The following is a 24,547-nucleotide window of genomic DNA, read 5'->3' on the forward strand; positions in this document are numbered from 1 at the left end:
CTCTCCACCCGTCGCCGCGCTCGAGGTCGACGGGAGCCGAGCGCTCCACCTCAACCCGATGGGATCCCCTATGTCACAGCCAGCACCCGACGCCGCTCCGGCGACGCGGTCCGACGGACCGCGCATAGACCGGATCGTGTTCGGCATCGCCGGCGCGACCGTCGTCGCCTTCGTCGCCTGGGGGCTCATCAGCCCCGCCGGACTGCGCAGCAGCACCGACACAGTTCTGGACTGGGTCATCAACAACCTCGGCTGGCTCTTCCTCGTCGCCTCGGCACAGTTCGTCCTCTTCGCTGTCTTCCTCGCCGCGACCTCGTTCGGCAAGATTCCCCTGGGTCGCGACGGCGAAGCGCCCGAGTACCGCACGATCTCCTGGATCGCCATGATGTTCAGCGCCGGCATGGGGATCGGTCTGATGTTCTACGGCGCCGCGGAGCCCATCTACCACTTCGTCGGGGCTCCGCCCGGAATGAGCTCGCACGATGTGGCGGTGGCCATGGCGACGACGATGTTCCACTGGGGCTTCCACCCGTGGGCGATGTACGCGATCGTCGGTCTGTCCATCGCCTACAGCACCTATCGATGCGGGCGCACGCAGCTCATCAGCTCCGTGTTCGCGCCGATCTTCAACCGCACGGGAGGGCGCGGCGTCGGCGGGCGGGTCATCGACATCCTGGCCATCTTCGCGACGCTGTTCGGCACCGCGGCCTCGCTCGGCCTGGGCGCGGCCCAGGTCGGGGCCGGGATGGAGAAGCTCGGTTGGGTGTCCGACGGATCGTCCACGATGATCCTGGTCGCCATCATCGCGTTGCTGACGGTGTGCTTCATCGGATCCGCGGTCAGCGGGATCGCCAAGGGGATCCAGTTCCTCTCCAACACCAACATGGTGCTCGCGATCGTGCTCGCCGTGTTCGTCTTCGTCGTAGGTCCCACGGTGTTCCTCCTGAACCTCCTCCCCACCACGATGGGTGCGTACGCCGCGGACTTCATGGAGATGACCGCGCGCTCCGCGGCGAACGAACCCGGCGCCGAGAAGTGGCTCTCGACCTGGACCATCTTCTACTGGGCGTGGTGGGTCAGCTGGACCCCGTTCGTCGGACTGTTCCTGGCGAAGATCTCGCGCGGGCGCAGTATCCGCGAGTTCGTGATCGGCGTGATGTTCGTCCCGACCGTCGTCTCCATGGTGTGGTTCGTCATCTTCGGCGGCACCGCGCTCAGTCAGGAACAGTCGGGTATCCCGATCAGCGAATCGGCGAACGAGCAGGCGCTGCTCTACAACGTTCTCGATCACCTGCCATGGGCCACCCTCACGGCGTTCCTGGTCATGGTGCTGGTGGGCATCTTCTTCGTCTCCGGTGCCGACTCGGCGTCGATCGTGATGGGGACGCTCTCGTCCCGCGGTGCCGACGAGCCCAAACGGAGGGTGGTCGTCTTCTGGGGGACGGTGACCGGCGGCACGGCCGCGCTGCTCCTCGCGGTCAGCGGCGACAACGCCCTCCAGGGGATCAAACAGATGGCGATCCTCGCCGCCGTCCCGTTCGTGGTCGTGATGCTCGGCATGTGCGTCTCACTGTTCATCGACCTGTGGCACGACCCGCTCTTCGTCGCGCAGCGCTCGCATCGCAGTGAACTGCACGAGCGCATGCGGATTCATGCCAACACGCTCGCGGCGACCGATCTCACGAACGAGGTCCAACCGTCCTCCGAGGTCATGATCTACAGCGACGGTATCCCCGACGATCTCTACCACGGCCCCTCGACCGGCGGTCTCGTCGCCCTCGACGAGTACGAGTCGCAGTGCCGCGAACGCGCGGCGAAGGGCGAGCCCGAGCCGACGGGCTGACCGGGCGGGCGGTCCACTCCGCCGCTCTCCGCCACTACCCGCCGGCCAGCGCCGCCTCGATCTCGTCCCGCACCGTCAGCGCCGCCGATCGCAGCGCGACCGCGTCCGGGCCCGCGCCCAGCACCTGCCGTGACGAGCTGGGGAGCACCGTCCCGCCGGAGCCGAAGATCGCCGCCAGGTCCGCGGGTGTCGCCCCCTGCGCGCCCAGCCCGGGCGCGAGGATCGGGCCGTTCAGGCCGTCCAGCTGCAGCCCGTGGTCCCGGGTGGCACCTACCACGAGGCCGACGGTGCCCGCCCCGTCGGCGTTGTCGGCCCGGGCGTCGTCGACGATGCGCTGCCCGACGCCCTCGGCCTGCACCTGCGCCCCCTCGGGGTTGGAGGTGCGGGCGAGCACGAAGACGCCGCGCCCTGCGGCGCGGGCGGCGTCGATCGCGGGCCGGAGCGAGCCGTAGCCGAGGTAGGGCGAGAGGGTCACCGCGTCGGCCGCCAGCGGCGAGTCGCCGAGCCAGGCGCGCGCGTAGCCCGCCATGGTGGAACCGATGTCGCCGCGCTTGGCGTCGGCGATCACGACGGCTCCGGCCTCGCGGCACGCGGCGATGACCTCCTCCAGGGCGTGCATCCCGGCGGCGCCGAACTGCTCGAAGAAGGCCACCTGCGGCTTGACGAAGCCGACCTCGCCCGCGACGGCCTCGGCGCAGCGCAGCCCGAAGGCGCGCACGCCGGCGGCGTCGTCGGACAGGCCCCACGCGGCGAGCAGCGGCGGGTGCGGGTCGATGCCCACCACCAGCCGTCCCCGGTCGGCGACGGCGGCGGCGACGCGCGCGGCGAAGGTCACCGGTTCACCAGCGCCGCGTGCATGTCCTGCAGGCTCTTGACGCCGATGCCCCCGCGCAGCGCGGCCTCGATGCCCTGCACTGCCGCCGAGGCGCCCTGCACGGTGGTCACGCACGGCACGGAGGCCTGCACCGCGGCCGTGCGGATCTCGTAGCCGTCGATGCGCGGCCCGGCGTTGCCGAACGGGGTGTTGATGATCAGGCCCACCTCGCCGGCCTTGATCATCTCGACGATGGACTGCTCCCCCTCGGGGATGACGTCCGAGTGCTTGAGCACCATCTCCGCATCGACGCCGTTGCGGCGCAGCACATCCGCGGTTCCCGCGGTCGCGATGATGGTGAAGCCGAGGTCCGCGAGCCGCTTGACCGGGAAGATCAGCGCCCGCTTGTCCTTGTTCGCCACGGAGACGAAGACCTTGCCCGTGGCGGGCAGCGAGCCGCTGATCGCCGTCTGCGACTTGGCGAAGGCGGTGCCGAAGTCGCGGTCCACGCCCATCACCTCGCCGGTGGACTTCATCTCGGGTGAGAGCAGCGAGTCGACACCCGTGCCATCCGCGCGGCGGAAGCGGTTGAAGGGGAGCACGGCCTCCTTCACGGAGACCGGCGCCTCGATCGGCATGTGCGAGCCGTCGCCCTCCGCGGGCAGGATCTGCTGCTCGCGCAGCTCGGCGATGCTCTGGCCGAGCATGACCCGGGCGCAGGCCTTCGCGAGCTGCACCGCGGTGGCCTTGGAGACGAAGGGCACCGTGCGGGAGGCGCGGGGGTTGGCCTCGAGGACGTAGAGCACGTCGTCCTTGAGGGCGTACTGCACGTTCATCAGGCCGTGGACGCCGATGCCGCGGGCCAGCGCCTCGGTGGCCGCCCGCACCGCGTCGATGTCGGCGCGGCCGAGCGTGGTGGGCGGCAGCGAGCACGCCGAGTCGCCGGAGTGGATTCCGGCCTCCTCGATGTGCTCCATGATGCCGCCGATGAAGACCTCCCCGGTGGCGTCGCACAGGGCGTCGACATCGATCTCGACGGCGTCCTCGAGGAACCGGTCCACCAGGACGGGGCGGTCGGGGGCGAGCTCCGTGGCGCGAGAGATGTAGTCGAGCAGCGCCTGCTCGTCGTAGACGATCTCCATGCCGCGACCGCCGAGCACGTACGAGGGGCGCACCAGCACCGGGTAGCCGATCCCGGCCGCGACCTCGCGGGCACCGTCGGCCGTGGTGGCGGTGCCGAATTTCGGCGCCGGGAGACCCGCCTCGGTGAGCACGCGGCCGAACTCGCCGCGGTCCTCGGCGAGGTCGATGGCCTCGGGCGAGGTGCCGACGATGGGAAGGCCCGCGGCCTTGAGGCGCGCCGCGAGGCCGAGCGGAGTCTGCCCGCCGAGCTGCACGATGACGCCCACGACGCCCGGGCCGCCGTCGCCGGAGCGCTGCTCCGAGTGGTAGACCTCGAGGACGTCCTCGAAGGTCAGCGGCTCGAAGTAGAGGCGGTCGGCGGTGTCGTAATCGGTGGAGACCGTCTCCGGGTTGCAGTTGATCATCACGGTCTCGTAGCCGGCCTCGCTCAGGGTGAGCGCGGCGTGGACGCACGAGTAGTCGAACTCGATGCCCTGGCCGATGCGGTTCGGGCCGGAGCCGAGGATCAGCACCTTGGGCCGCTCCGTCTGCGGGGCCACCTCGCCGGTGGCCGACGGGTCGAGCTCGTAGCTGCTGTAGTGGTACGGCGTCTTGGCCTCGAACTCGGCCGCACAGGTATCGACGGTCTTGTACACCGGACGCACGTCGTGCTCGTGCCGGTAGGCGCGGATCTCGTCCTCGCCGACGCCGCGCAACTCGGCGATCTGCAGGTCGGAGAGGCCGTGGGTCTTGGCCAGCCGCACCAGATCCGGCGTCAGCTCGGCGTCGCGGACCTGGGCGCCGAGGTCGATGACGGCCTTGATCTCCTCGAGGAACCAGGGGTCGATCGCGGTGGCGTCGAAGACCTGCTCGACGGAGGCGCCCAGCTCGAAGGCGCGGCCGATCAGGTAGAACCGTCCGTCCTTGGGAACCGTGATCTCCTGCAGCAGCTCGTCGAGGCTCCCCTCGACGGGGGCGCCGGTCCAGAAGCCGTGGCGCTTGGTCTCCAGCGAGCGCATCACCTTGCCGAAGGCCTCGGCGAAGCTGCGGCCCAGGCTCATCGCCTCGCCCACCGACTTCATCGTCGTGGTGAGGGTGTCGTCGGCGCCGGGGAACTTCTCGAAGGCGAACCGCGGGGCCTTGACCACGACGTAATCGAGCGTCGGCTCGAAGCACGCCGGGGTCTCGCCCGTGATGTCGTTGAGGATCTCGTCGAGCGTGTAGCCGACGGCCAGCTTCGCGGCGATCTTGGCGATCGGGAAGCCGGTCGCCTTACTCGCGAGCGCCGAGGAGCGCGAGACGCGCGGGTTCATCTCGATGGTGACCAGGCGACCGTCGCGCGGGTTCTGCGCGAACTGGATGTTGCAGCCGCCGGTGTCGACGCCCACCTCGCGGAGGATCGCGATCGACTGGTCGCGCATGATCTGGTACTCGCGGTCGGTGAGCGTCATCGCCGGCGCGACGGTGACCGAGTCGCCCGTGTGCACGCCCACGGGGTCGACGTTCTCGATCGAGCAGACGACCACCACGTTGTCGCGGCCGTCGCGCATGAGCTCGAGCTCGTACTCCTTCCAGCCGAGGATCGACTCCTCGATGAGCACGTTCGCGGTGGGCGAGGCGGCCAGCCCCGCGCCGGCGATGCGGATCAGGTCGGCCTCGTCGTAGGCCATGCCGGAGCCGAGGCCGCCCATGGTGAACGACGGCCGCACGACGACCGGGTAGCCGAGCTCGGCGACCGTCTCCTTGCACTCGTCCAGGGTGAAACAGACCTTGGACCGGGCGGACTCGCCGCCGATCTTCGCGACGATGTCCTTGAACTTCTGCCGGTCCTCACCGCGCTGGATGGCGTCGAAGTCGGCGCCGATGAGGCTGATGCCGTACTTGTCGAGGATTCCCTGCTCGTGCAGGCCGACCGCCGCGTTGAGGGCCGTCTGGCCGCCCAGGGTCGCGAGCACCGCGTCGATCGGGAAACCCTTGTCGCGCTCGGCGACGATGACCTTCTCGATGTACTCGGGCGTGATGGGTTCGATGTAGGTGGCGTCCGCGAACTCGGGATCGGTCATGATCGTCGCCGGATTCGAGTTCACCAGCGAGACGCGCAGCCCCTCCGCGCGGAGCACGCGGCAGGCCTGGGTGCCGGAGTAGTCGAACTCGCAGGCCTGGCCGATCACGATCGGGCCCGAGCCGATCACCAGGACGTGCTGGATGTCTGTGCGGCGCGGCATGTTACTTGTCTCCCATGATCTGAGCGAACTTGTCGAAGAGGTATGCGGCGTCGTGCGGTCCCGCCGCGGCCTCGGGGTGGTACTGGACGGAGAAGGCGCGTCCGTCGAGCAACTCGACCCCCTCCACGACCCCGTCGTTGGCGCATACGTGGCTGACGCGGCCGCGGCCGAACGGGGTGTCGAACTCGGCGCCGCGCTCGCCCTCGAGGGCGAAGCCGTGGTTCTGCGCGGTGATCGAGATCCGGCCGGTGGTGTGCTCCACGACCGGGATGTTGATGCCGCGGTGGCCGAACTTCATCTTGTAGGTCTCCAGGCCGAAGGCGCGCCCCAGCAGTTGGTTGCCGAGGCAGATGCCGAACAGCGGCAGGCCCGCGTCGAGCACGCCCCGGGTGAGCTCGACCTCGTGCTCGGCCGTGGCGGGGTCGCCCGGGCCGTTGGAGAGGAAGAAGCCGTCCGGATCGAAGGAGCGCACCTCATCGAGCGTGATGGTCGAGGGAACCACGTGCACCCGGATACCGCGCTCGGCGAACATGCGCGGAGTGTTCGTCTTGATGCCCAGGTCGACCGCGACGACGGTGAACCTGGGCTCTGCCCCGGCCGGCTCGATGGTGTAGGACTCGGTGGTCGAGACCTCGCCGATCAGGTTCTGCCCCTTCATCGACGGCTGCGCGCGCACCCGGTCGAGAAGCTCCGCCTCGGGCGCCAGCGCCGCGCCGGAGAAGACGCCGGCTCGCATGGAGCCGTGGTCGCGGAGGCGGCGTACCAGCGCACGGGTGTCGATGCCCGCGATGCCGACGACGCCCTGATCGACCAGCTCGCCTTCGAGGGTGCCGGTGGCCCGCCAGTTGCTGACCCGGCGGGTGGGGTTGCGGACCGCGTAGCCGGCGACCCAGATGCGATCGCCCCGCGACTCGTCGTCCTCGTCGTTCCAGCCCGTGTTACCGATCTGCGGGGCCGTCGCCACCACGATCTGCCGGGCGTAGGACGGATCGGTGAGCGTCTCCTGATACCCCGTCATCGCGGTGCAGAACACCGCCTCGCCCAGGGTCTGCCCGACGGCGCCGAACTCGACCCCGCGGTGCACGGTTCCGTCTTCGAGAACCAGGAGTGCTGTGTTGTCGGCAGCCATCTAACTTTCCCTCACGTCCATCAGTTTTCGATACGTCGTCTTGTCGTCGGCGCGGAAGCCCGTGTCCACGACGGTGCCGGTGGGCAGCTCCCAGCGGAACACCAGCAGGGCGTCGCCGGGCATGACCTTGCCGGCCAGTTTCGAGGCGCGCCGCACCTCCACCAGGCGCTCGTCGGCGATCCACATCGGATTGCCGCGGCCGCGCTCCATCAGGTAGCCGTCGGCGTAGCGGCTCAGATTCACGGTGGACCGGTACCCCCAATCCCCCACGGCCACCCGGTCCTGCCAGTGCGGCGCCACGGTGCTGCCGACGTAGACGCCGGAGACCGGTCCGAACACCAGCTCACTGAGCTGCTCGGGGGTGGTGGGGATCTCGCCGATCGCCGCGGCCTGGCGCTGCCCGCGCCGACGCCAGCCCAGCGCCATCAGCGAGAACAGACCGGCGAGCACCACGAGCACGAGCAGCAGCGTGGCGAAATCGCTGATGCTCACGCGCGCATCCCGTTCCCCGGCTGCGCGGCCACCCCGTCGCGGGCGGTCACCCGGCCCCGGAGCACGGTGAGCACAGGCTTGGCGCGGAAGGTCAGCTCGGCGAACGGGGTGTTGCGCGAGCGGCTGGCGAGTTCGCCCGCGCGTACCGTCCACCCCAGGTCGGGATCGACCAGCGTCAGGTTGGCGGGCTCGCCCACGCCGATCGGGCGGCCCTGGTCGTCGAGTCGAGCGATCTGCGCGGGCTTGCTGCTCATGACCCGCGCCACGTCGCGCCAGCCCAGGTCACCCGTCTCGACGCAGACCTGGGCGACGATGGCCAGCGCCGTCTCGAGCCCCAGCATGCCGGGGCGGGCGGCGGCGAACTCGCAGCACTTGTCCTGCTCCGCGTGCGGCGCGTGGTCGGTGGCCACGCAGTCGATCACGCCGTCCCGCAGCGCCTTCCGCAGGGCGGCCACGTCGGAGGCCTCGCGCAGCGGCGGATTCACCCGGTTCACCGCGTCGTAGGTCTGCAGGCGCGAATCGTCGAGCAGGAGGTGGTGCGGGGTCACCTCGGCGGTGATCGCGATGCCCTGGCCCTTCGCCCACTGCAGCAGCTCGACGGTGCCGGCCGTGGAGGCGTGACAGATGTGCACGCGCGCACCGGCATCGCGGGCGAGCAGCGCGTCGCGGGCGACGATCGCCTCCTCGGCGGCGCGGGGCCAGCCGGTGAGGCCGAGCCGCGCGGCCTCGGGACCCTCGTGCGCCACGGCACCCTTGGTCAGGCGGGGTTCCTCGGCGTGCTGCGCGATCACCACGCCCAGCGAGGCGGAGTACTCCAGCGCACGACGCATCAGCAGCGGATCGGCGACGCAGAAGCCGTCGTCGGAGAAGACCCGGACCCGCCCGGGGCGGTCGCCGTTCGGCCCTCCCACTCCGTTCCCGGCGCCGGCGGCCATCATGCCCATCTCGGCGAGCTTCTCGCCGGCCAGGCCGACGGTGACCGCGCCGACAGGATGCACGTCGACCAGGCCGACCTCCTGGCCCCGGCGGTAGACGTGGTCGGTGACCACGGCCGAGTCGGCGACCGGGTTGGTGTTGGCCATCGCGAAGACGGCGGTGTAGCCGCCGAGCGCCGCTGCGGCGGAGCCGGACTCGATGGTCTCGGTGTCCTCGCGGCCGGGCTCGCGCAGGTGGGTGTGCAGGTCGACGAAGCCGGGCAGCAGGACCTTGCCGCCGCCGTCGATCACCTCGGCACCGTCGTCCGGCGTGAGACCGGCGCCGATGGCGGTGATCTCACCGCCGGCGATCGCCACGTCGACGGGATCGCCCTCGCCGTAGGGCCGGACATCGGTGAGCAGCAGGCTCATGCGGGAGGATCCTTCGGTCCGCGAGGAGTGGGTGGCAGCGGGGCGCGCCGAGGTCATTCCGTACCCCCCTCTGTGGCAAGGAGATGGAACAGCACCGCCATGCGGACGTGCACGCCGTTGTTGACCTGCTGCAGGATCGCGGCCTGCGCCGAATCGGCCACCGAGTAGCCGATCTCCATGCCGCGCAGCATCGGTCCGGGGTGCAGGACCACGGCGTGGTCGGGCAGCAGCGCCGCGCGCTGCGGGTTGAGCCCGAAGCGCACCGCGTACTCGCGTTCGCTCGGGAAGAAGCCGCCGTTCATCCGCTCGGCCTGCACACGCAGCATCATCACCGCATCGGCGCCGGGCAGTTCGGCGTCGAGCGAGTCCGCGACCGTGACCGGCCAGGTCTCCACACCCACCGGTAGCAGCGTGCGCGGCGCGACGAGGACGACCTCGGCGCCGAGCGTGGACAGCAGCACCGCGTTCGACCGGGCCACCCGGCTGTGCAGCACGTCGCCGACGATCACGACGCGGCGGCCCTCGATCCCACCGAGCCGCTGACGCAGGGTGAGCGCGTCGAGCAGAGCCTGGGTGGGGTGCTCGTGCATGCCGTCGCCGGCGTTGATCACGATCGGGCCGGGCAGACCCGCCAGCGCGGCGGCCGAATTCGTCCACGCCGCGATCTGCTGCGCCGCACCGGAGGCGGGGTGCCGGACGATCAGCGCATCGGCGCCCGCGGCGTGCAGGGTGAGCGCGGTGTCGCGCAGCGACTCCCCCTTGGCGACGGAGCTCCCCGACGCCGAGACGTTGATCACGTCGGCGCTCATCCACTTGCCCGCCACCTCGAAGGAAACGCGGGTCCGGGTGGAGTTCTCGTAGAACACCGTCATGACGGTGCGCCCGCGCAGCGTGGGCAGCTTCTTGACCTCACGGCCCAGCAGCGCCTGCTGCAGCCGGTCCGCCTCGTCGAGGATCTCCTCGGCCTCGGCGCGGCTGAGGTCCGCCGCGGAGAGCAGGTGCTTGGTCACCGGCCGCCCTCCTTCGCGTCCGGTTCCGGCAGCTCGGAGATCACCACGGCGTCCTCGCCGTCCTTCTCCTGCAGCCGGACCTGCACGTCCTCCTGGCGGGAGGTCGGGATGTTCTTGCCCACGTAGTCGGCGCGGATCGGCAACTGCCGGTGCCCGCGGTCGACGAGCACCGCCAGCTGGACCGCGGCGGGGCGGCCGATGTCGCGCAGCGAATCCAGCGCGGCGCGCACCGTCCGGCCCGAGTACAGGACGTCGTCGACGAGGATGACGAGCGCACCGTCGACCCCCTGCGGCGGCACCGTGGTGCGCTCGAGAGGGCGGTGCGGCTTGTGCCGCAGATCGTCGCGGTAGAGGGTGATGTCGAGGTGACCGACGGGCACAGCCACGCCGGAGAACTCCTCGATGTCGGCCGCCAGCCGGGCGGCGAGAACCGCGCCGCGGGTGGGGATGCCGAAGATGACGACGCGGGGACGGGCGGAATCCGCTTCATCACCGGATCGAGCGGTGTCTAAGGCCGTCTTCTCGATGATCTGATGCGCGATCCGCGCCACCGTCCGGGTGACATCGGCCGCGGACATGAGCTCCCGAGCCACGTGACCTCCTTCCCCGCCTCTCCGGACGGCTCGCTCCGCCTCTCTGGACGGATTGCAAAGGATGCCTTGATGCAGGACGAAGCATACCAGTACGTTCAGGTCATGGAATTGTCGACCAGGCAACGCACGACGCTGTCCGCCATCGTCGACTCCTTCGCCCCGGGAGACGGGGTCGCCGTCCCCTCGGCGAGCGATCTGCGGGCCGGTGAGCTGGCCGTATCCTATGCCGACCGCAGCCCGCGCGACAGTGACGGCGTCACGCTCGCGCAATCCCTCTCCTTCTTCGACAACGTCGTCTTCTGCACCGTTGTGCTGGGCACCCGGGGGCAGCGTTTCGCCGATCTCTCGGCCGCCGAGCGCGAGCGCATCCTGATCGACCTCTCGCGGTCGCGGTTCGTGCAGAAGCGGATGCTGTTCAAGCGCCTGCGCAACATCGCCCTGCTCGCGTACTACGCCGCCGGCGGCGCGGACGGCGAGCACGGCCCGGGCGCCGAACTGATGGCCGCGATCGGATATCCCCGGCAGGCGCCGTTGAAGAAGCCCCGCGCCCGGGCCCTGCGCGCGCAGCGGCCCCTCTCCCCGACGCGCTACGAGATCGACGCGGCCACGGCGTGCGACGTGGTGGTGATCGGCTCCGGCGCGGGCGGCGCCGTCGCCGCGGCGGAGCTCGCGGAGGCCGGACTGGACGTGCTGGTCCTCGAGCGCGGGGACTACGTCTCGCCCACCGAGGTGGGCGACTCCGATCTGGACAACCTCGAGCAGTTGTACGCGCCGGGGCCGTTCTGGACCGAGAACGCGCAGTCGTACCTACTGACCGCGCGCTGCCTCGGTGGCGGCACCGCCGTCTCGAACGGCGGGTACTTCCTTCCGCCGGAGGAGGTGCGCGCCGATTGGGAGGCGCGGGGCGTCGAGACCGGAGCCTCGCTGGAGGCCGCCCTCGCCGAGGTGTGGCAGCGCTCGGGGGTGTCCGACGGGGCCGGCGCGCCCTCCGCCCGCGACGTGATCCTGGAGAGGGGCTGCCGAGCGCTCGACCTGCCGGTACGCCTCGTCAGCGTGGCGGACGACGTCGAGCCGGGGGGCCGCTGGGGGCCGTCCAGCAGGGTCGCGGCGCGGCAGGACGCGGGCCGGACGTGGTTGCGCGACGCCGAGAAGAAGGGCGCGCGGATCGTGACCGGCGCACAGGCCCGCTCCATCGAGACGCAGGGCGGACGCGCGCGCACCGTGATCGCGCGGACCTCGGGCGGCTCGTGGCTGACGGTGCGGTGCAGCGCGGTCGTGGTGGCCGCGGGGGGATTCCAGACACCCGCCCTGCTCGCCCGTTCGGGCATCGGCGGGCAGCACGTGGGCAAGCACTTGCACCTGCACCCGACGGCGACCGCAGTCGGCCTGTTCGGCGAGGTCGTGGCCCCGTGGCTGGGCGCCCCGTCGACCCGGTTCTGCGACGCGCACGCGAACCTCGACGGCAAGGGCTTCGGCGTGCGCTACGAGACCGTGCCACTCACGCCCGCGCTGGCGTCGAGCTTCGTGCCGTGGCGCAACCCCGTCGAGCACCTCAACGTGATGCGGCAGTTCCCGCACCTGTCGATCGTGCGGGTGGTGCTGCGCGACCGGGGCGCCGGCGAGGTGGTGATGGACGCCTCCGGCGAGCCTTCCGTGCGCTACGACCTCGCGGAGGCCGACCGGGCCAACCTGCGGACCGGCGTGGACACCGCAGTCCGCATCCTCGAGGCCGCCGGGGCCCGGCGGATCTTCACCGGCCAGCAGCGCGGGGGCGACTACGTGCCCGGTGACCGCCCCATCGAGCGGTTCCTCGAGCGTTCGCACGCCGCCGGGTACGGGGTCGGCGAGATCGCGCTCGGCGCGCACGACCCGATGAGCACCGCCCGCATGGCGTCCTCCGAGCGCCACGGCGCGGCGAACCCGGAGGGCGTGCTGTGGGACGTGCCGAACGTGGTGATCGCCGACGCCTCGGCCCTGCCCACGGCCAGCGGCGTGCACCCGATCGGCGTGGTGCAGGCCCTGGCGCTCCGCAATGCCCGCGCCCTCGCAGAGCGCCTCAAGAGCTGAGCGTCTGAGGAGCTGAGCGTCTGAGGAGCTGAGCGGCTACTCCGAGCGGTCGGCGGCGGGCTGGGCGGCGGCCGCGGCCCGGACCTGCGGCGCGAGCGCCGCCACCTTGCCGAGCACGCCGTTGAGGTAGGTCGGCGACTCGTCGGTCGAGAGCTCCTTGGCGAGCTCGACGGCCTCGTCGACCACGACGGCGGGGGGCACGTCGACGGCGTTGAAGAGCTCCCAGACGGCGATCCGCAGGATCGCGCGGTCCACCGCGGGCAGCCGCGCGAGCGTCCAGCCGGTCAGGTGCGAGGAGATGACCGAGTCGATCTGGTCGCCGTCCACGCCGACGCCGGTGACCAGCGTCGCGGTGTACTCGGACACCGGGGCGACCGCCGCGTCGTCGGCGGCGAGCTGCCGCCGCTCGGCCAGCAGGCCGTCGAGGTCGGCGAGGCCGCGGGCCTCCGCCTCGAACAGCAGGTCGACGGCGCGCTTGCGCGCCCGGTGCCGGGCGCCCGACTTCTTCGGGCGCCGGTTGTCAGACTGCTCGGGCACTTAGGAGTTCACGCGCCCCAGGTAGCTGCCGTCACGGGTGTCGACCTTGAGCTTGTCGCCGGTGTTGATGAACAGCGGGACGTTGATCTCGGCACCGGTCTCCAGCGTCGCGGGCTTGGTGCCGCCGGTGGAGCGGTCGCCCTGCAGGCCCGGATCGGTGTGCTGCACGACGTACTCGGCCGAGATCGGGAGCTCGACGAAGAGCGCCTCACCCTCGTGCATCGAGACCTGGACCTGCATGTTCTCCAGCAGGAACTTCGCGCCCTCGCCGACCTTGGCCTCGTCCAGGTTGATCTGGTCGTAGGTCTCGCCGTCCATGAAGACGTAGTCGGAGCCGTCGTGGTAGAGGTAGCTGAAGTCGCGGCGATCGACGGTGGCGACCTCGACCTTGACGCCGGCGTTGAAAGTCTTATCGACCGTCTTGCCGGACACCACGTTCTTGAGCTTGGTCCGCACGAAGGCGGGACCCTTGCCCGGCTTGACGTGCTGGAACTCGATGATCTGCCACAGCTGGCCCTCCTGGTTGAGGACCAGGCCGTTCTTGAAATCAGCAGTCGATGCCACGGTGTGTCGATTCTCCTAGAGTGCGATCAAGTCTTTGGTGGTGCGCGTCAGCAGTTCCGGCCCGTCCGCACGGACCACGAGGGTGTCCTCGATGCGGACTCCGCCACGACCCGGGAGGTACACACCCGGTTCCACGGTGACCACAGCACCGTCGGACAGTGTACCGCTGCCGAGTTTGCCCAGCGCCGGGGCTTCGTGGATCTGCACGCCGACGCCGTGGCCGAGGCCGTGCAGGAACTGCTCGCCGTACCCGGCCTCCTCGATCACCGCGCGGGCCGCGCCGTCGATCGCGCGGACGTCGGCGCCCGGCACCAGGGCCTCCCGTCCGGCGGTCTGCGCGGCGCGGACCAGGTCGTAGATCTCGCGCTGCCAGGCGGCCGGCTCCCCGAGGACGAAGGTGCGGGTCTCGTCGGCGTGGTAGCCCTGGAAGCGGGCGCCGAAGTCGATCTTCACGAAGTCGCCGGCCGCGAGGACGGCGTCGGTGGGTCGGTGGTGCGGGATCGCCGAGTTCGGTCCGGCCGCGACGATCGTCTCGAAGGCGACGGCCTCGGCGCCGAACTCGTACATGAGGTTCTCGAGGCGCCGCGCGACCTGCGTCTCCGTGGCGCCGACGCGGACGGCCCCCTCCTCCACGAGCGCCGCGAGCGCTTGATCGCTGATCGTGCAGGCGCGGCGGAGCAGCTCGATCTCGCCCTCGTCCTTGACCTCGCGGAGCGTCTCGACGAGCCGGGTGGTCGGCACGAGGTGCGCCTCCGGCGCGAGACGGGCGTGGTCGGCGTAGCTGAGCGCCGTCGCCTCGAAACCGACGGCGCCCTTCGCCTTCGCCTGCGCCAGGAGCGCCTTCGCGACGTCGCGCTCGATGACCGCGCGCAGGTCGCCCGACTGCTCGGCGACCTGGGTGAGGTAGCGGCCGTCGGTGGCGATCGCATCGCCGTCCGGATCGGCGGCGACGAGCACGGCGCCGTTCGACCCGGTGAAACCGGCGAGGTAGCGGACGTTGTCGAGGTCGGTGACCAGGAGTGCGTCGAGCGCGGGCTCCTGACGGGACAGGGCGGCGCGAAGCGCGTCGCGGCGGCGGGCGTGGTCGGTGGTCGTCTGCGGCATCCCGCCACGCTATCGCGGCGCGGGCGGAATCGTCAGACCGTTGCGCGCGCGACGACGGTGACCTCGTCCGCGACCTGCAGCGTGCCCATCATGAGGGAGAAGGGCTTGATTCCAAAGTCGGTCTGCCTCACCGGGACCGCAGCGGCCAGCGCCGGCGCCGGCGCGGCCTCCTCGTAGAGCAGGGCGAAGTCGCACGGGCGGGTCGTGCCGCAGATGGTCAGCTCGCCGCGGACACGGTAGCCGTTCTCCGTGGCGTCGATCGCGGTGGACCGGTACTCGATGGTCGGGTTCGTCTTGACCTTGAGCGAGCGATGCGCGTTCGCAGTGGCGACGGCGCGCTCGGGCGCGGTCAGCGGCGTGAGCCCGCCCTCGCCGGAGACGACCTCGAGCGAGGCCGCGTCGACGGTCACCGTGACGGCGACGGGCTGGCCACCGTCGGCCTCGACGGCCGCCCGCCAGGCGGTGGGCGCCAGCACCAGGCGGTGGCCGAGCCGCGCGGATCGCCCGGCGACACCGGTGTGCACCTCCAGCACAGCACTGGACTGATCGATGGTCGTGGTCTCGCTCACCCCCTCGACGGTACCGGCGCGTGGGCCGGCAGGTCACTCACGAGCGGGTGACGACGAACACCGGGTAGCGGACCGCGGCGGCGGCGAGCTCGTCGTCGGTGCTGCCGGAGGAGAGGCCCGGGAAGAACGCGCCCACCTCCCAGGCCCACTTGCGCAGGTACGCGCGCAGCACGGGCACCTTCGCAGCCGGATCCGTGACCTCCGTCGCGGTGAATGCTTCGACGGTCCGCCCGTGCCGGAGCTCCCCCGCGCCGGCAGCGCGCAGGTTCCGCACCCACTGGGTGACGCCGCGCGCCGCGACGAGGTACTCGGCACCGTCGACGACGAGCACGTTGACGGGGACCGTGCGCCACTCCCCGGACTTCCGCCCACGGATTGCGAGTTCCCTACTGCCTGCCGTAGACGGAGACACCGCGGCGGGAGAGCCACGCGACCGCGCTGTTGAAGGCGGTGGCCGTGCGGCCAGGGCGGGTGTGGTCGGCGGCGGGTGGGGTCACGATTCCTCCAAAGTGTGAGCACTGCTCTCGTTTCAATCTCATGCTCCGCTGCCCGCGCACTGTTGTCAAGAGCAGTGCTCTGCTTTCGGATCAGTGCAATGATCGAGAGGTGAACGCCTCCCTGACCGCCCGCGAGCGCGCCCGCGCCGAACTCACCGCCGAGATCACTCGGAGTGCTCGGGAACAGCTCCAGGAGGTGGGCGCGGCCGCGCTCTCGCTGCGCGCCGTCGCCCGAGACCTGGGACTGGCCTCGTCGGCGGTGTACCGATACTTCCCCAGCCGCGACGCGCTCCTCACGGCGCTCATCACCGACGCCTACAACGCCCTGGGCGACGCGGTCGAGGCCGCCGCCGACGCGGCCGTCGAGCCGCGCGCGAGATGGATCGCCGCGGCGCGCGCCGTCCGCGCGTGGGCCCTGCACCACCCGCACGAGTACACGCTGCTGTACGGCTCCCCCGTCCCCGGTTACCACGCGCCGCCGGAGACGACCGCCGCGGCGATCCGCACGTCGGGCGTCTTCGCCAGGATCGCGGGATTCGGTGCGGGCGGGGCGCCGGCACCGTCGGGCGAGCTGGACGAGCAGCTGCGCGCCGTCGCCGACGTGGTGGCCACGGACGCCGACCCGGCGCAGCTCGCGCTCGGCGTCATGGCCTGGACGCAGCTGTTCGGCGCCGTGAGCTTCGAGCTGTTCGGGCAGTTCGCGAACACGCTCGAGCCCGCCAATGCACTCTTCGACTACACGGTCGAGCGTACCGTCGAGATGCTGGGGCTCTGACCCCTCAGAGCACTGAGCGGCGTCAGCCCGCCCCCGCCGGAGACGACGTCCAGCGACTTAGCGTCGACGGTGACCGTCAGCTGTGTCGGCGCGCCGTCCTCGACCGTGGCCTCGGCCGTCCACGTCCCGGCGCGCAGAGTGAGTCGGTGCCCCAGGCGGGCCGAGCGCCCGGCGACACCCGTCCGCACCTGCAGCACCGCCGATTCCTGGTCGTAGTTCCGCTTCTCGCTCACTCCTTCGACGCTACCGTCCCGATTCCCTACTCTGATGGTGTGCAACGCATTCTCCGCGCTTCGATCTGCGCTCTGCTGGCGACCATCGCTGTGGCGTGCGGCGATTCGAGCGCGCCCACGCCCGACAAGACCTTCGCCTCGGTCGCCCTCGGATCCGACCAGCGGGCGCTGGGGAGCCTCGTCGACGCCCGGCCGGCCGCGCACGCGAGCAAGAGCCTGCAGAATGCCACGTCCTCCGCCACGGACATCACGTACACGACGATCGGTCCCGACGGTGCGCCGACCGCCGCGACGGGCGGTGTGTACGTACCGACCGGGACTCCCCCCGCCGGCGGGTGGCCGGTCGTTGCCTTCGGGCACGGCACCACCGGCGTCCGTCCCCAGTGCGCACCGACCCTCGACGAGGGGATGTTCCAGAACCTCCCCGTGGTCCTGGCCGCGCTCAAGGAGCTGCGCGCCGCAGTGGTGATGCCGGACTACCTGGGGTTGGGCTCCGCCGGGCGCCACCCGTACCTGAATGCGCGAAGTCACGGCAACGATGTGCTCGGCGCTGTCCGTGCGGCGCGGCGCATCGGCGAACCGCTCTCCGACCGGGTCTTCCTGCTCGGGATCTCGCAGGGCGGGCGCGCCACCGAAGCGGCCGCGGAACTCGCCCCCACAGCGGCGCCGGAGCTACGGATCGTCGCCAACGCGATGGCCGTCCCGGCCCTGTCTCTCGAATTCGCGCCGCTGATCGAAGGTGGGACCCTCAACGGCGCCCAGTACTCGATCCTGCCGCAACTCGTTTTCGGGGCGCAGGCCTCTTACCCCGACATGAAGACCTCGGACGTCCTGCACGGCACCCTGCTCGCGCACGCCGATGGCTTCACCAAGGGGTGCGCCGGATCGGCGCCCAAGCCCTGGATCGATCCATCGGGACCGCCGATCGGTCCTGCCGACGTGCGTCCCGACGGCACAGCAGCGAGTCAGGAAGGCAGTCGACGCTTCCTGCAGTACCTGAGCGATAACCAGCTCCCGCAGCGCCCGAACCGGGCGATTCCGACCCTCGTCATCAACGGCACCGGCGACGAACTGATCCTGCCGCGCTGGACGGCCGCGGCCGTATCCCGCCTGTGTGCAGCCGGTGTCCCGGTCGAGCACCGCGAGCGCGCCGGAGGCCACTACGACCCCGCGGATCTGAGCGAGGTGACCGCGTGGTTGTACGAGCGAATGTCGAATCGCGCACCGCGTTCCACCTGCCAGGACGGCGCGCGTCCGACGCGCTGATCCCGCCACGTCCCTTACGACGTGGCGGGCTGCGACTCAGCCGACCAGGAGCGATCTGAGCGCGAACGCGGACTGTTTGGGGCTCCCGTCGTAGCGGAAGAGGCCGAAGTTGGCGTCCATCACGGTGGGATCGGCGCTGAGGTCGCGCGTATTGAAGACGACGAAGACCCCGACCCAATTCAGCTGCTGCGTCCGTTGAACCGCATCGACGAGGATCTGGGCCTGCTGTTGCTCCGAGACCGACACCACGCTGCTTCCGGTGGGTTGGCCGTACTCGGTGATCCACATCTTCTTCGCGGCGTCACCGTTCGACTGCATGATCTGGTAGCCGTTGATCAGGACTCCTGAGCCAGTGCCCGTGATCGGGTTGGGGAAGGTGTACGGGTGCACGCCGACGGCATCGAAGTAGGGTTTGCCGCCCGCCGCGTACATGTCGCGGAGGAACGTGATGTCGGGCGTGCCGTCCGGCGAGCTGGACGTACCGCCGGAGACGACGGGCTGCTGAGCACCCGCCGCACGGATGCCCTCGTAGGCCGCCTTGAGGAGCGGCACGTAGGTGGCGGCGGTGGGCGGCTGCAAATAGTGCGGGAGATTGGGCTCGTTCCACACCTCGAAAGCGCTCACCCGCGACGCATACCTCTGCGCGGTCGCCTGCGCGAAGGTTCCGAAGGTCCGCGGGTCAGCGGGCGGGTTCCCGGTCCCGCTGGGATTAGCGCCGGGAGCCTGTGCCCAGACCGGCGCGGGCCCGTAGAGGACCAGGAGGACCATCAGTCCGGCGTTCCGCGCGCCGGCGACGGCGGCATCGACGCGGCTCCAGTCGTACGACGCCGCCGAGTACGACTGGACCAGGTTCCACGGCACGGGAATCCTCGTCAGTTTGCCCCCGACGGCTGCGGTCTTCGCGGCCTCGTCATACGGATCGCATCCCGGCTGCAGCGTGCACACGGTGGCGACACCCACCGGAATCCACACGGCCGCGCGTGCCGGCTGAGCGTTCGCCGACATCCCGGAGACGATCAATATCACGGCGGCCAACAATCGAGCGATGATCATCTGATCATCATTCCCTCTCCCGGTGAGACGTCCCCACTACTTCGCGAACTTCTTGATCCACGGATAGATCCGGTCCGCGAAGACTTCGTGGGCGGCGTCGGTGGGGTGGATGCCATCGCTGCCGATGTAGTCCCTGCGTCGCTTGTCCAAGTCGGGGAACCACCTGTCGGCAACGGGATCGAACGCCTCGGCGGGGCAGCCCCGGGCGGCGTTCTTGAGCGCCGCCGCATTATCCGCGACCGCCACCACCCCGGCGGCCGAACTCGGCCATGCGGGCGTGACGAGGAGGATCTTGATGTCACGCGCAGTCGACTTCGCGCTCACGCAGAGCGCCTGCACCGCCTTGGTCAGATCTCCCTTGGCATTGATGTCGTTCGAGCCTCCGAAGACGACCATGGCGACGGTGTCGGCATCCACGACGGCCTTCTCACTGTCGCCGAACGTGTGCCCGCCCTCGCCACGTGCGAGGTATCCTTGGCCCCCGTACGCGGACACGGCGAGATCGATCGCCGCGTTATCGCGTTGAAGTTTGGACCTCGTCCGCGCGACCCAGTTCGCCTCCCCCTGACCGCCGAACTGGGTGCCCGCCGTGAAGCTGTCCCCGACGATGGCGACTCGAACCCCCGTCCACGTGGGCGCCGCGGACACCGGCACCGACGACACCGGATCGACGAACTGCGTCGCGCATCCGCTCGATGCCGTCACCATCAGTACGACCGAAGCCGCTCGCACGGCCCTCCATACGCTGACCATTAGGCCGTTCCTCTCCTGCGCCGCCCCTGAGCGGATCCAGCGCTGTCTGCGTGACGGCCAGCGACATCAACGCCAGCACCACGACTTCCGTGACGATCGGCGCCCACGCGACCGACCGAAGATCTGCCGTCGTCCCGGTGGCGTAGAGCACCACCAGTCCGACCACGTTGCCGACGAGGATCGGGACCGTCGCCCGGTGCGGCCGACCCAGGGCGAGCAGTTTGACGTTGAGCCCCTGGCTGTTGGCACTCAGCCCGGCGGCCACGATGCACGCGGCGACGAGCAGCGTCGCATCGCGATACTGGGGCCCCGCCAGCGCCGTCACGACCTGGGCCGCGGGCCAGCACAGCATCAGGATGACGACCAGGTAGATCGCGCAGCCGAGCACGATCGTGCGGAAGATCCGGCGGAATCGCTCCGGTTCGTCGCGGCGGCGTGCGAGCTCCGGAACCAACACCTGTGTGAGCGATGCCGTGACCAGGGTGATGGGCCCGGTCACGCGCGCCGCCAGAGCGTAGGGCGCGGTCATCGCCGGGCCGCCGGCAGCACCGAGGACCGGTACCTGGAGTTGGCTGATCATCGCCGCGCCCGTGAAACCGAGGTACCCCGTCCATCCCGGCCCGAAGACGGCCCCGCGCCCGACGGCGATCGAACGCTCGGAACGTCTTCGGGGAACGAGGACTCCGAGCACGACAGGCACGAGCGAGGCGATCCCGAAGACGACGAACGACACACCCCCCTGCGTCAGTAGGGAGAGCGCGGCGACGAGCAGCGGCACCAGCCGATGCGCCAGGATGAGGAGGTTCCCGGCGAGATCACGGCCCATCGCCGCGAGGTGCGCCTGCGCGTAGTTCAACACCGTGTCGCCCCACGCGAACACCACCCCCGCTGCGGCGATCGTCGAGTAGCCCAGAGCACCGATCGCACCCGCACCGAGGACCGCGCACACCACGCCCGTATGCACGCGGTACAGCGCCGCCGCCGTTCCGTGCGCCTCCGCGGGCGCGCGCAGAACCCTCGTCGGCGCTCCGAATCCGACCGCGACACCGACGATCAGGGCGATCGCGTAGGCGGTCATGAAGACACCGAGCGAGTGCGGATCGGTGCCGCGCGCAAGGAGGATGAGACAGGCGCCGAGGGCGAACGAGCTCACCACGCGGGCGATCACCCGCCCTATCGCCGAACCCACCACGCTGCGCTTCGGCGGCGCCGAATGTCGTCCCACGTCAGCGCCGAACCACCGATTTGCGCACCGCGCGGTACATCGGAGAAAGCCGTAGGCGGAAGATCGGGACCGCCGCCAGATGCATCCCCGTGCACAGCAGAGCCGTCGCCTTCAGCGCTGGCGTATCGGCGTGCGCCATCCGCACCTCGTGGCTCTCCGCCACGAACTCCCGCCACAGGTTCGCCGACTTCGACACCTCGTGGAACCGCAGGGCACCGATGACCTGCTCGAGGACGACCTGGTTCGGCCGCGCCTCGGCCATCCTCAGTTGCAGTTCCAGATCCATCATCGTGTTCAGTCGGGCGTCGAATCCACCCACCTCTTGCAGGAATCCGGTGCGCATCGCGATCGATCCCGAGAACGCCGCGCAGCCCTTGCCGACGAGGTGTGCTCGGGTCAACGCGTGGCCCGAGTAGTCATCGACCACGTCTCCCTCGGCACGCAGGATCTGATTCGCCCCGACCACCAGATCAAGGTCCTCCCCGTGCGCGATGGCAGTGCGCACGGCATCGAGCGCTCCGTCGACGAGCACGTCGTCGGCATTGAGCCAGACGCACCACTGCCCGCGTGCCCGTGCGAGACAGCGATTGAGCGCATCACTCTGTCCGCAGTCCTTCTCATGGACCACTCGGACGCGGGGATCGGCCGCCGCCCACGCGGCGAAGACCTCTGCGGAACCGTCGTCCGAGTTCGCGTCCTGCACGACGAGCTCGTCCTCGGCGCCCAGTTGCTCCACTGCACTCCGGATAGCCGCTTCGAGGAAGCGTCCGGGGTTGTAGGCGGGCATCAGCACTGAGATCGTCGGGGCCGCCCGACCTCGGTCAGCGATCATCGTCTTCACCTTTCCTGTGCGCCGTCACGGGGCGGACGGAGGGTATGTCCCGCGCCGCTACCTCACCGGCCCTGACCACGGCATTGGTCCCGACGGTCACGCCGGAGAGGACTGTGGCTCCCAAGGCGACCCAGGCACCGTCGCCGATGGTCACGGGACGATCGATCTCGGGGAAGTCGGAGCGCCGCGGATCGTGGCTCGCCGCGCAGAGCACCGCCCCCTGGGAGACGCACACGTGCGATCCGATGCGCACGGGTGCCTTGTCGATGATCCAGACGCCTTCGCCGATCCACGTGTGATCGCCGATCTCGAGAAACCACGGCAGCTCGATGCGGACCCGGTGCCGCACGATGCACCCTTTTCCGATCACGGCGCCAAACGCGCGGAGTACGGCGATCCGCGCCCGGTTGGGCAACCACCAGCGCATGAGGACCGTGCCCGACACCGCGAGCCACAGGCACCGCACCGCGACCGGGCGACCGCGATCGATCCGGGATCCGTCGAACGTCGACAGATCCCGGAAAACGCCCGGCTGACCGGTGCCGGCGTCCGGCCCGATCATCACCGCTTGCGCCGCCGGAGTCGGAAGCGCTCGGGAATCAGGAGCGCGAGGACCAGCCCACCGAGGAGGCCGCCTCCGGTGTAGACGCCGAAGGTGATCGGATCGAACTTCGGCACGGTGGTGATGCCGCTCGCCGCCGGCTGGAGCACCACCAGACCGATCGACGGCGGACCGGACCTGATCGGCTTCTCGACGACGGTCGCCGTGGCCACCATCTGATCCGCGAGTGCTTGCGCCTTCGCCGCTGCGACTGCGGGATCGCTCGCGGTCGCCGAGATGTCGAGCAGCACCGTGTCCGGAGGGTTGGACACCACGACCGCCGAACCGAGGTCCGACGCGCTGGTGTCGGTCGTGACCCGCTTCGCCGCCTGGCGGAGAATGTCCTCGCTGGTGGCGAGCGCGGCGTACGTACGCACCCGCGACTTGGCCGCGAGGTCGCCTTGGCTCGCGGTGGCCACGTCCTGGGCGGAGGTGGCGACGAAGAGCCTGGCGGTGGCCCTGTAGGACTGCTCGCCCGTAAGCGCGAGGGCAGCCGCGACCGCCGCACCGATCACGGCGCAGAGCAGGATCAGTGCGATTCTGCGACGGACGAGGTTGATCATCATGTCCATGGGTCTCCCGGTGTCGTGGCCGCCACGGTCGTGGCCGCCGGAATTGGTCGTTGGGTGTCGTGATCGGGCGGGTCCCCGACCGGCGGAGGAGCTGGGTCCGGCGGCGCATCAGGGGCGCCGCCGACGAGGAGTGGAAGAACGGCGACGAACGGGGCGATCCCGAGGAAGTACGGGACGAACAACGACTCGAGCGCACCGATGCCCAGCAGCGTGCAGAGGTACAAGCCGATCGCGGCACGATCATCGACGTCACTGCGCCACAGGTGCAGCACCATCGCCGCGACCATCACGGCCACACCCCAGAGCCCGACGGAGACAGCAGTGTCCAGCCAGATGTTGTGCGGTGAGTAGTTCGCGTCGTCGACCGAGGTGAGTCCGAACTTCTCCCACGCCGTCGGTCCGGACCCGAAGACCGGGCGGTCGACGACGAAGTCCTTCGCCCGGTTCCAGAGGGTCCCGCGAAACGTGAATGCTTCGTTCCCGTACACCATCAACGCGGGCACGAGAGATCCTGCGAGACAGGCGACGAGGCCCACGGCGATGATCGCCGACCGGACGCGGGGCGAAGTGGTCGCCGCGAGCGCGAGATACCCGACGGTGGCCACGGCGACACCGATCAGCGCGGAACGCGAACCGGCGAGCTCGCAGACGCCCAGGACGCCGACGACAGTCACACCGGCGCGGAACAGCCCTGCGCGGTGCAGGGCGAACGGCAGGAGCATCGCGACGTACAGGCCGAGGATGTTGCCGTTCCCGGCGAACGGCGAGGTCAGGACTCGCCCGGCGATGCCGCACTTATCCGCCCGGCATTCGCTGATCACCGCCGGGTTCATCACCACTGCAGCCAGCACGGACATCGCCGTCCAGGCCAGAGCGACCCTGCACCCCACCATGATCGCCCGCGCCGGAACGCGTTCTGCGGACACCAGAGCCCCGGACAGAAGAATCGCGGCCATGCCCCATCGGATGATGTCGCTGGAGTTCTTCGGAGCGAGCACCACTGAGAGCAGGGTGAGGACGCTGACGCTGGCGATCAACATCGCCGCCCGCGCGGGCCGCGCGTTCGGGGAGTTCAGGTTCTGCACCAGCATCGCGAAACCCGCAACCATAGCGGGGCCGTACCAGATGGCGGGATAGAACGACGGCGCCGCACCACCGAAGAGCAACGGCCCGAGCAAGAAGGTCCACGACGCGGGCCACGCGGTGAGGAGCACCGTCAGCACCGCCGCCCGGCGTTGCACGCCGGGCGGTAGCCGAAGAGTGGACAGCGGAAGCAGTGCGCCGAACAGGAGCAGCGTCGCCGCAGCCGCGAGAAGGAGAACCAT

24 protein-coding genes are annotated in these 24,547 nt (G+C 70.3%); 4 read left to right on the forward strand and 20 right to left on the reverse strand.

The window, feature by feature from the left end; all coding sequences use genetic code 11:
• Positions 1 to 70 precede the first annotated feature (70 nt).
• Entirely contained in the window at positions 71 to 1,843 is a 1,773-nt protein-coding gene (locus FK529_RS17820; protein ID WP_146563736.1) for a BCCT family transporter, read from the forward strand.
• A 34-nt stretch (positions 1,844 to 1,877) separates the two neighbouring features.
• Here FK529_RS17820 and pyrF read toward each other — a convergent pair whose 3' ends face one another.
• The 7 genes from pyrF to pyrR are packed head-to-tail and all read right to left on the reverse strand — an operon-like array spanning position 1,878 to position 10,574.
• A complete protein-coding gene (gene pyrF, locus FK529_RS17825; protein WP_146563738.1) occupies positions 1,878 to 2,678 on the reverse strand; it encodes an orotidine-5'-phosphate decarboxylase in 801 nt (266 codons plus the stop codon).
• On the reverse strand, positions 2,675 to 6,004 hold the full coding sequence (carB, locus tag FK529_RS17830; protein WP_146563740.1) for a carbamoyl-phosphate synthase large subunit: 3,330 nt from the start codon (positions 6,002 to 6,004) through the stop codon (positions 2,675 to 2,677). The genes pyrF and carB overlap by 4 nt, the downstream gene beginning before the upstream one ends.
• A gap of 1 nt (position 6,005) precedes the next feature.
• Positions 6,006 to 7,133: a glutamine-hydrolyzing carbamoyl-phosphate synthase small subunit gene (carA, locus tag FK529_RS17835; RefSeq protein WP_146563742.1), complete on the reverse strand. Its 1,128-nt coding sequence runs from the start codon at positions 7,131 to 7,133 to the stop codon at positions 6,006 to 6,008.
• Positions 7,134 to 7,625 (reverse strand): PH-like domain-containing protein, encoded by a 492-nt coding sequence (locus FK529_RS17840; protein ID WP_146563744.1) that lies wholly within the window; start codon positions 7,623 to 7,625, stop codon positions 7,134 to 7,136.
• Positions 7,622 to 8,971: a dihydroorotase gene (locus FK529_RS17845; RefSeq protein WP_146563746.1), complete on the reverse strand. Its 1,350-nt coding sequence runs from the start codon at positions 8,969 to 8,971 to the stop codon at positions 7,622 to 7,624. Before FK529_RS17845 ends, FK529_RS17840 begins: the two co-directional genes overlap by 4 nt.
• 53 nt (positions 8,972 to 9,024) lie before the next feature.
• Positions 9,025 to 9,981 carry an aspartate carbamoyltransferase catalytic subunit gene (locus FK529_RS17850; RefSeq protein WP_146563748.1) on the reverse strand — a complete coding sequence of 319 codons (957 nt, stop codon included), beginning with the start codon at positions 9,979 to 9,981 and terminating at the stop codon, positions 9,025 to 9,027.
• Positions 9,978 to 10,574: a bifunctional pyr operon transcriptional regulator/uracil phosphoribosyltransferase PyrR gene (pyrR, locus tag FK529_RS17855; protein WP_146563750.1), complete on the reverse strand. Its 597-nt coding sequence runs from the start codon at positions 10,572 to 10,574 to the stop codon at positions 9,978 to 9,980. Before pyrR ends, FK529_RS17850 begins: the two co-directional genes overlap by 4 nt.
• 69 nt (positions 10,575 to 10,643) lie before the next feature.
• Between pyrR and FK529_RS17860 the strand changes: the two genes are divergently transcribed.
• Positions 10,644 to 12,641, forward strand: coding sequence for an FAD-dependent oxidoreductase (locus tag FK529_RS17860; protein WP_158635145.1), 1,998 nt, complete (start codon positions 10,644 to 10,646; stop codon positions 12,639 to 12,641).
• A gap of 36 nt (positions 12,642 to 12,677) precedes the next feature.
• On the opposite strand, the gene nusB is transcribed toward FK529_RS17860, so the two are convergent.
• From nusB to FK529_RS20785, 5 genes are read right to left on the reverse strand one after another with little or no spacing between them, the layout of a single operon-like run.
• Entirely contained in the window at positions 12,678 to 13,178 is a 501-nt protein-coding gene (nusB, locus tag FK529_RS17865) for a transcription antitermination factor NusB (RefSeq protein WP_146563754.1), read from the reverse strand.
• On the reverse strand, positions 13,179 to 13,742 hold the full coding sequence (efp, locus tag FK529_RS17870; protein WP_068534038.1) for an elongation factor P: 564 nt from the start codon (positions 13,740 to 13,742) through the stop codon (positions 13,179 to 13,181).
• 15 nt (positions 13,743 to 13,757) lie between these two features.
• Positions 13,758 to 14,846: a M24 family metallopeptidase gene (locus FK529_RS17875; RefSeq protein WP_146563756.1), complete on the reverse strand. Its 1,089-nt coding sequence runs from the start codon at positions 14,844 to 14,846 to the stop codon at positions 13,758 to 13,760.
• A 32-nt stretch (positions 14,847 to 14,878) separates the two neighbouring features.
• Positions 14,879 to 15,415: a YceI family protein gene (locus FK529_RS17880; protein WP_231703164.1), complete on the reverse strand. Its 537-nt coding sequence runs from the start codon at positions 15,413 to 15,415 to the stop codon at positions 14,879 to 14,881.
• 37 nt (positions 15,416 to 15,452) lie between these two features.
• A complete protein-coding gene (locus FK529_RS20785) occupies positions 15,453 to 15,746 on the reverse strand; it encodes a hypothetical protein (RefSeq protein WP_331456338.1) in 294 nt (97 codons plus the stop codon).
• A gap of 275 nt (positions 15,747 to 16,021) precedes the next feature.
• Between FK529_RS20785 and FK529_RS17890 the strand changes: the two genes are divergently transcribed.
• Complete coding sequence (locus FK529_RS17890; RefSeq protein WP_166436435.1) at positions 16,022 to 16,687, forward strand: TetR/AcrR family transcriptional regulator; 666 nt, start codon at positions 16,022 to 16,024, stop codon at positions 16,685 to 16,687.
• Here FK529_RS17890 and FK529_RS17895 read toward each other — a convergent pair.
• Positions 16,648 to 16,920 (reverse strand): hydantoinase B/oxoprolinase family protein, encoded by a 273-nt coding sequence (locus FK529_RS17895; RefSeq protein WP_146563760.1) that lies wholly within the window; start codon positions 16,918 to 16,920, stop codon positions 16,648 to 16,650. The genes FK529_RS17890 and FK529_RS17895 overlap by 40 nt on opposite strands.
• Before the next feature lie 39 nt (positions 16,921 to 16,959).
• Here FK529_RS17895 and FK529_RS17900 point away from each other — a divergent pair, with 39 nt between their 5' ends.
• Entirely contained in the window at positions 16,960 to 18,186 is a 1,227-nt protein-coding gene (locus FK529_RS17900; RefSeq protein WP_146563762.1) for a lipase family protein, read from the forward strand.
• 36 nt (positions 18,187 to 18,222) lie between these two features.
• Here the strand turns inward: FK529_RS17900 and FK529_RS17905 are convergent, their stop codons facing one another.
• The 7 genes from FK529_RS17905 to FK529_RS17930 are packed head-to-tail and all read right to left on the reverse strand — an operon-like array spanning position 18,223 to position 24,547.
• Positions 18,223 to 19,239 (reverse strand): cellulase family glycosylhydrolase, encoded by a 1,017-nt coding sequence (locus tag FK529_RS17905; RefSeq protein ID WP_146563764.1) that lies wholly within the window; start codon positions 19,237 to 19,239, stop codon positions 18,223 to 18,225.
• 36 nt (positions 19,240 to 19,275) lie between these two features.
• A complete protein-coding gene (locus FK529_RS17910) occupies positions 19,276 to 19,848 on the reverse strand; it encodes an SGNH/GDSL hydrolase family protein (RefSeq protein ID WP_231703170.1) in 573 nt (190 codons plus the stop codon).
• Complete coding sequence (locus tag FK529_RS20660) at positions 19,754 to 21,217, reverse strand: lipopolysaccharide biosynthesis protein (protein ID WP_231703165.1); 1,464 nt, start codon at positions 21,215 to 21,217, stop codon at positions 19,754 to 19,756. Before FK529_RS20660 ends, FK529_RS17910 begins: the two co-directional genes overlap by 95 nt.
• A 1-nt stretch (position 21,218) precedes the next feature.
• Positions 21,219 to 22,049, reverse strand: coding sequence for a glycosyltransferase (locus FK529_RS17915; protein ID WP_146563768.1), 831 nt, complete (start codon positions 22,047 to 22,049; stop codon positions 21,219 to 21,221).
• Complete coding sequence (locus FK529_RS17920; protein WP_205124405.1) at positions 22,039 to 22,611, reverse strand: LbetaH domain-containing protein; 573 nt, start codon at positions 22,609 to 22,611, stop codon at positions 22,039 to 22,041. Before FK529_RS17920 ends, FK529_RS17915 begins: the two co-directional genes overlap by 11 nt.
• Entirely contained in the window at positions 22,611 to 23,216 is a 606-nt protein-coding gene (locus FK529_RS17925) for a Wzz/FepE/Etk N-terminal domain-containing protein (protein WP_158635147.1), read from the reverse strand. Before FK529_RS17925 ends, FK529_RS17920 begins: the two co-directional genes overlap by 1 nt.
• Entirely contained in the window at positions 23,213 to 24,547 is a 1,335-nt protein-coding gene (locus FK529_RS17930; protein ID WP_146563772.1) for an O-antigen ligase family protein, read from the reverse strand. The genes FK529_RS17925 and FK529_RS17930 overlap by 4 nt, the downstream gene beginning before the upstream one ends.

Origin of the sequence: Tsukamurella asaccharolytica (genome assembly GCF_007858435.1) — a bacterium.
Lineage (GTDB): Bacteria > Actinomycetota > Actinomycetes > Mycobacteriales > Mycobacteriaceae > Tsukamurella > Tsukamurella asaccharolytica.

What these genes read in the sequence shown, in the direction of transcription:
- FK529_RS17820 (WP_146563736.1), top strand. Translation starts at nt 71, where the DNA reads ATGTCACAGCCAGCACCCGACGCCGCTCCGGCGACGCGGTCCGACGGA.
- carB (WP_146563740.1), bottom strand. Translation starts at nt 6,004, where the DNA reads ATGCCGCGCCGCACAGACATCCAGCACGTCCTGGTGATCGGCTCGGGC.
- carA (WP_146563742.1), bottom strand. Translation starts at nt 7,133, where the DNA reads ATGGCTGCCGACAACACAGCACTCCTGGTTCTCGAAGACGGAACCGTG.
- FK529_RS17845 (WP_146563746.1), bottom strand. Translation starts at nt 8,971, where the DNA reads ATGAGCCTGCTGCTCACCGATGTCCGGCCCTACGGCGAGGGCGATCCC.
- FK529_RS17860 (WP_158635145.1), top strand. Translation starts at nt 10,644, where the DNA reads ATGCAGGACGAAGCATACCAGTACGTTCAGGTCATGGAATTGTCGACC.
- FK529_RS17875 (WP_146563756.1), bottom strand. Translation starts at nt 14,846, where the DNA reads ATGCCGCAGACGACCACCGACCACGCCCGCCGCCGCGACGCGCTTCGC.
- FK529_RS17905 (WP_146563764.1), bottom strand. Translation starts at nt 19,239, where the DNA reads ATGATCATCGCTCGATTGTTGGCCGCCGTGATATTGATCGTCTCCGGG.
- FK529_RS17915 (WP_146563768.1), bottom strand. Translation starts at nt 22,049, where the DNA reads ATGATCGCTGACCGAGGTCGGGCGGCCCCGACGATCTCAGTGCTGATG.
- FK529_RS17920 (WP_205124405.1), bottom strand. Translation starts at nt 22,611, where the DNA reads ATGATCGGGCCGGACGCCGGCACCGGTCAGCCGGGCGTTTTCCGGGAT.
- FK529_RS17925 (WP_158635147.1), bottom strand. Translation starts at nt 23,216, where the DNA reads ATGATGATCAACCTCGTCCGTCGCAGAATCGCACTGATCCTGCTCTGC.
- FK529_RS17930 (WP_146563772.1), bottom strand. Translation starts at nt 24,547, where the DNA reads ATGGTTCTCCTTCTCGCGGCTGCGGCGACGCTGCTCCTGTTCGGCGCA.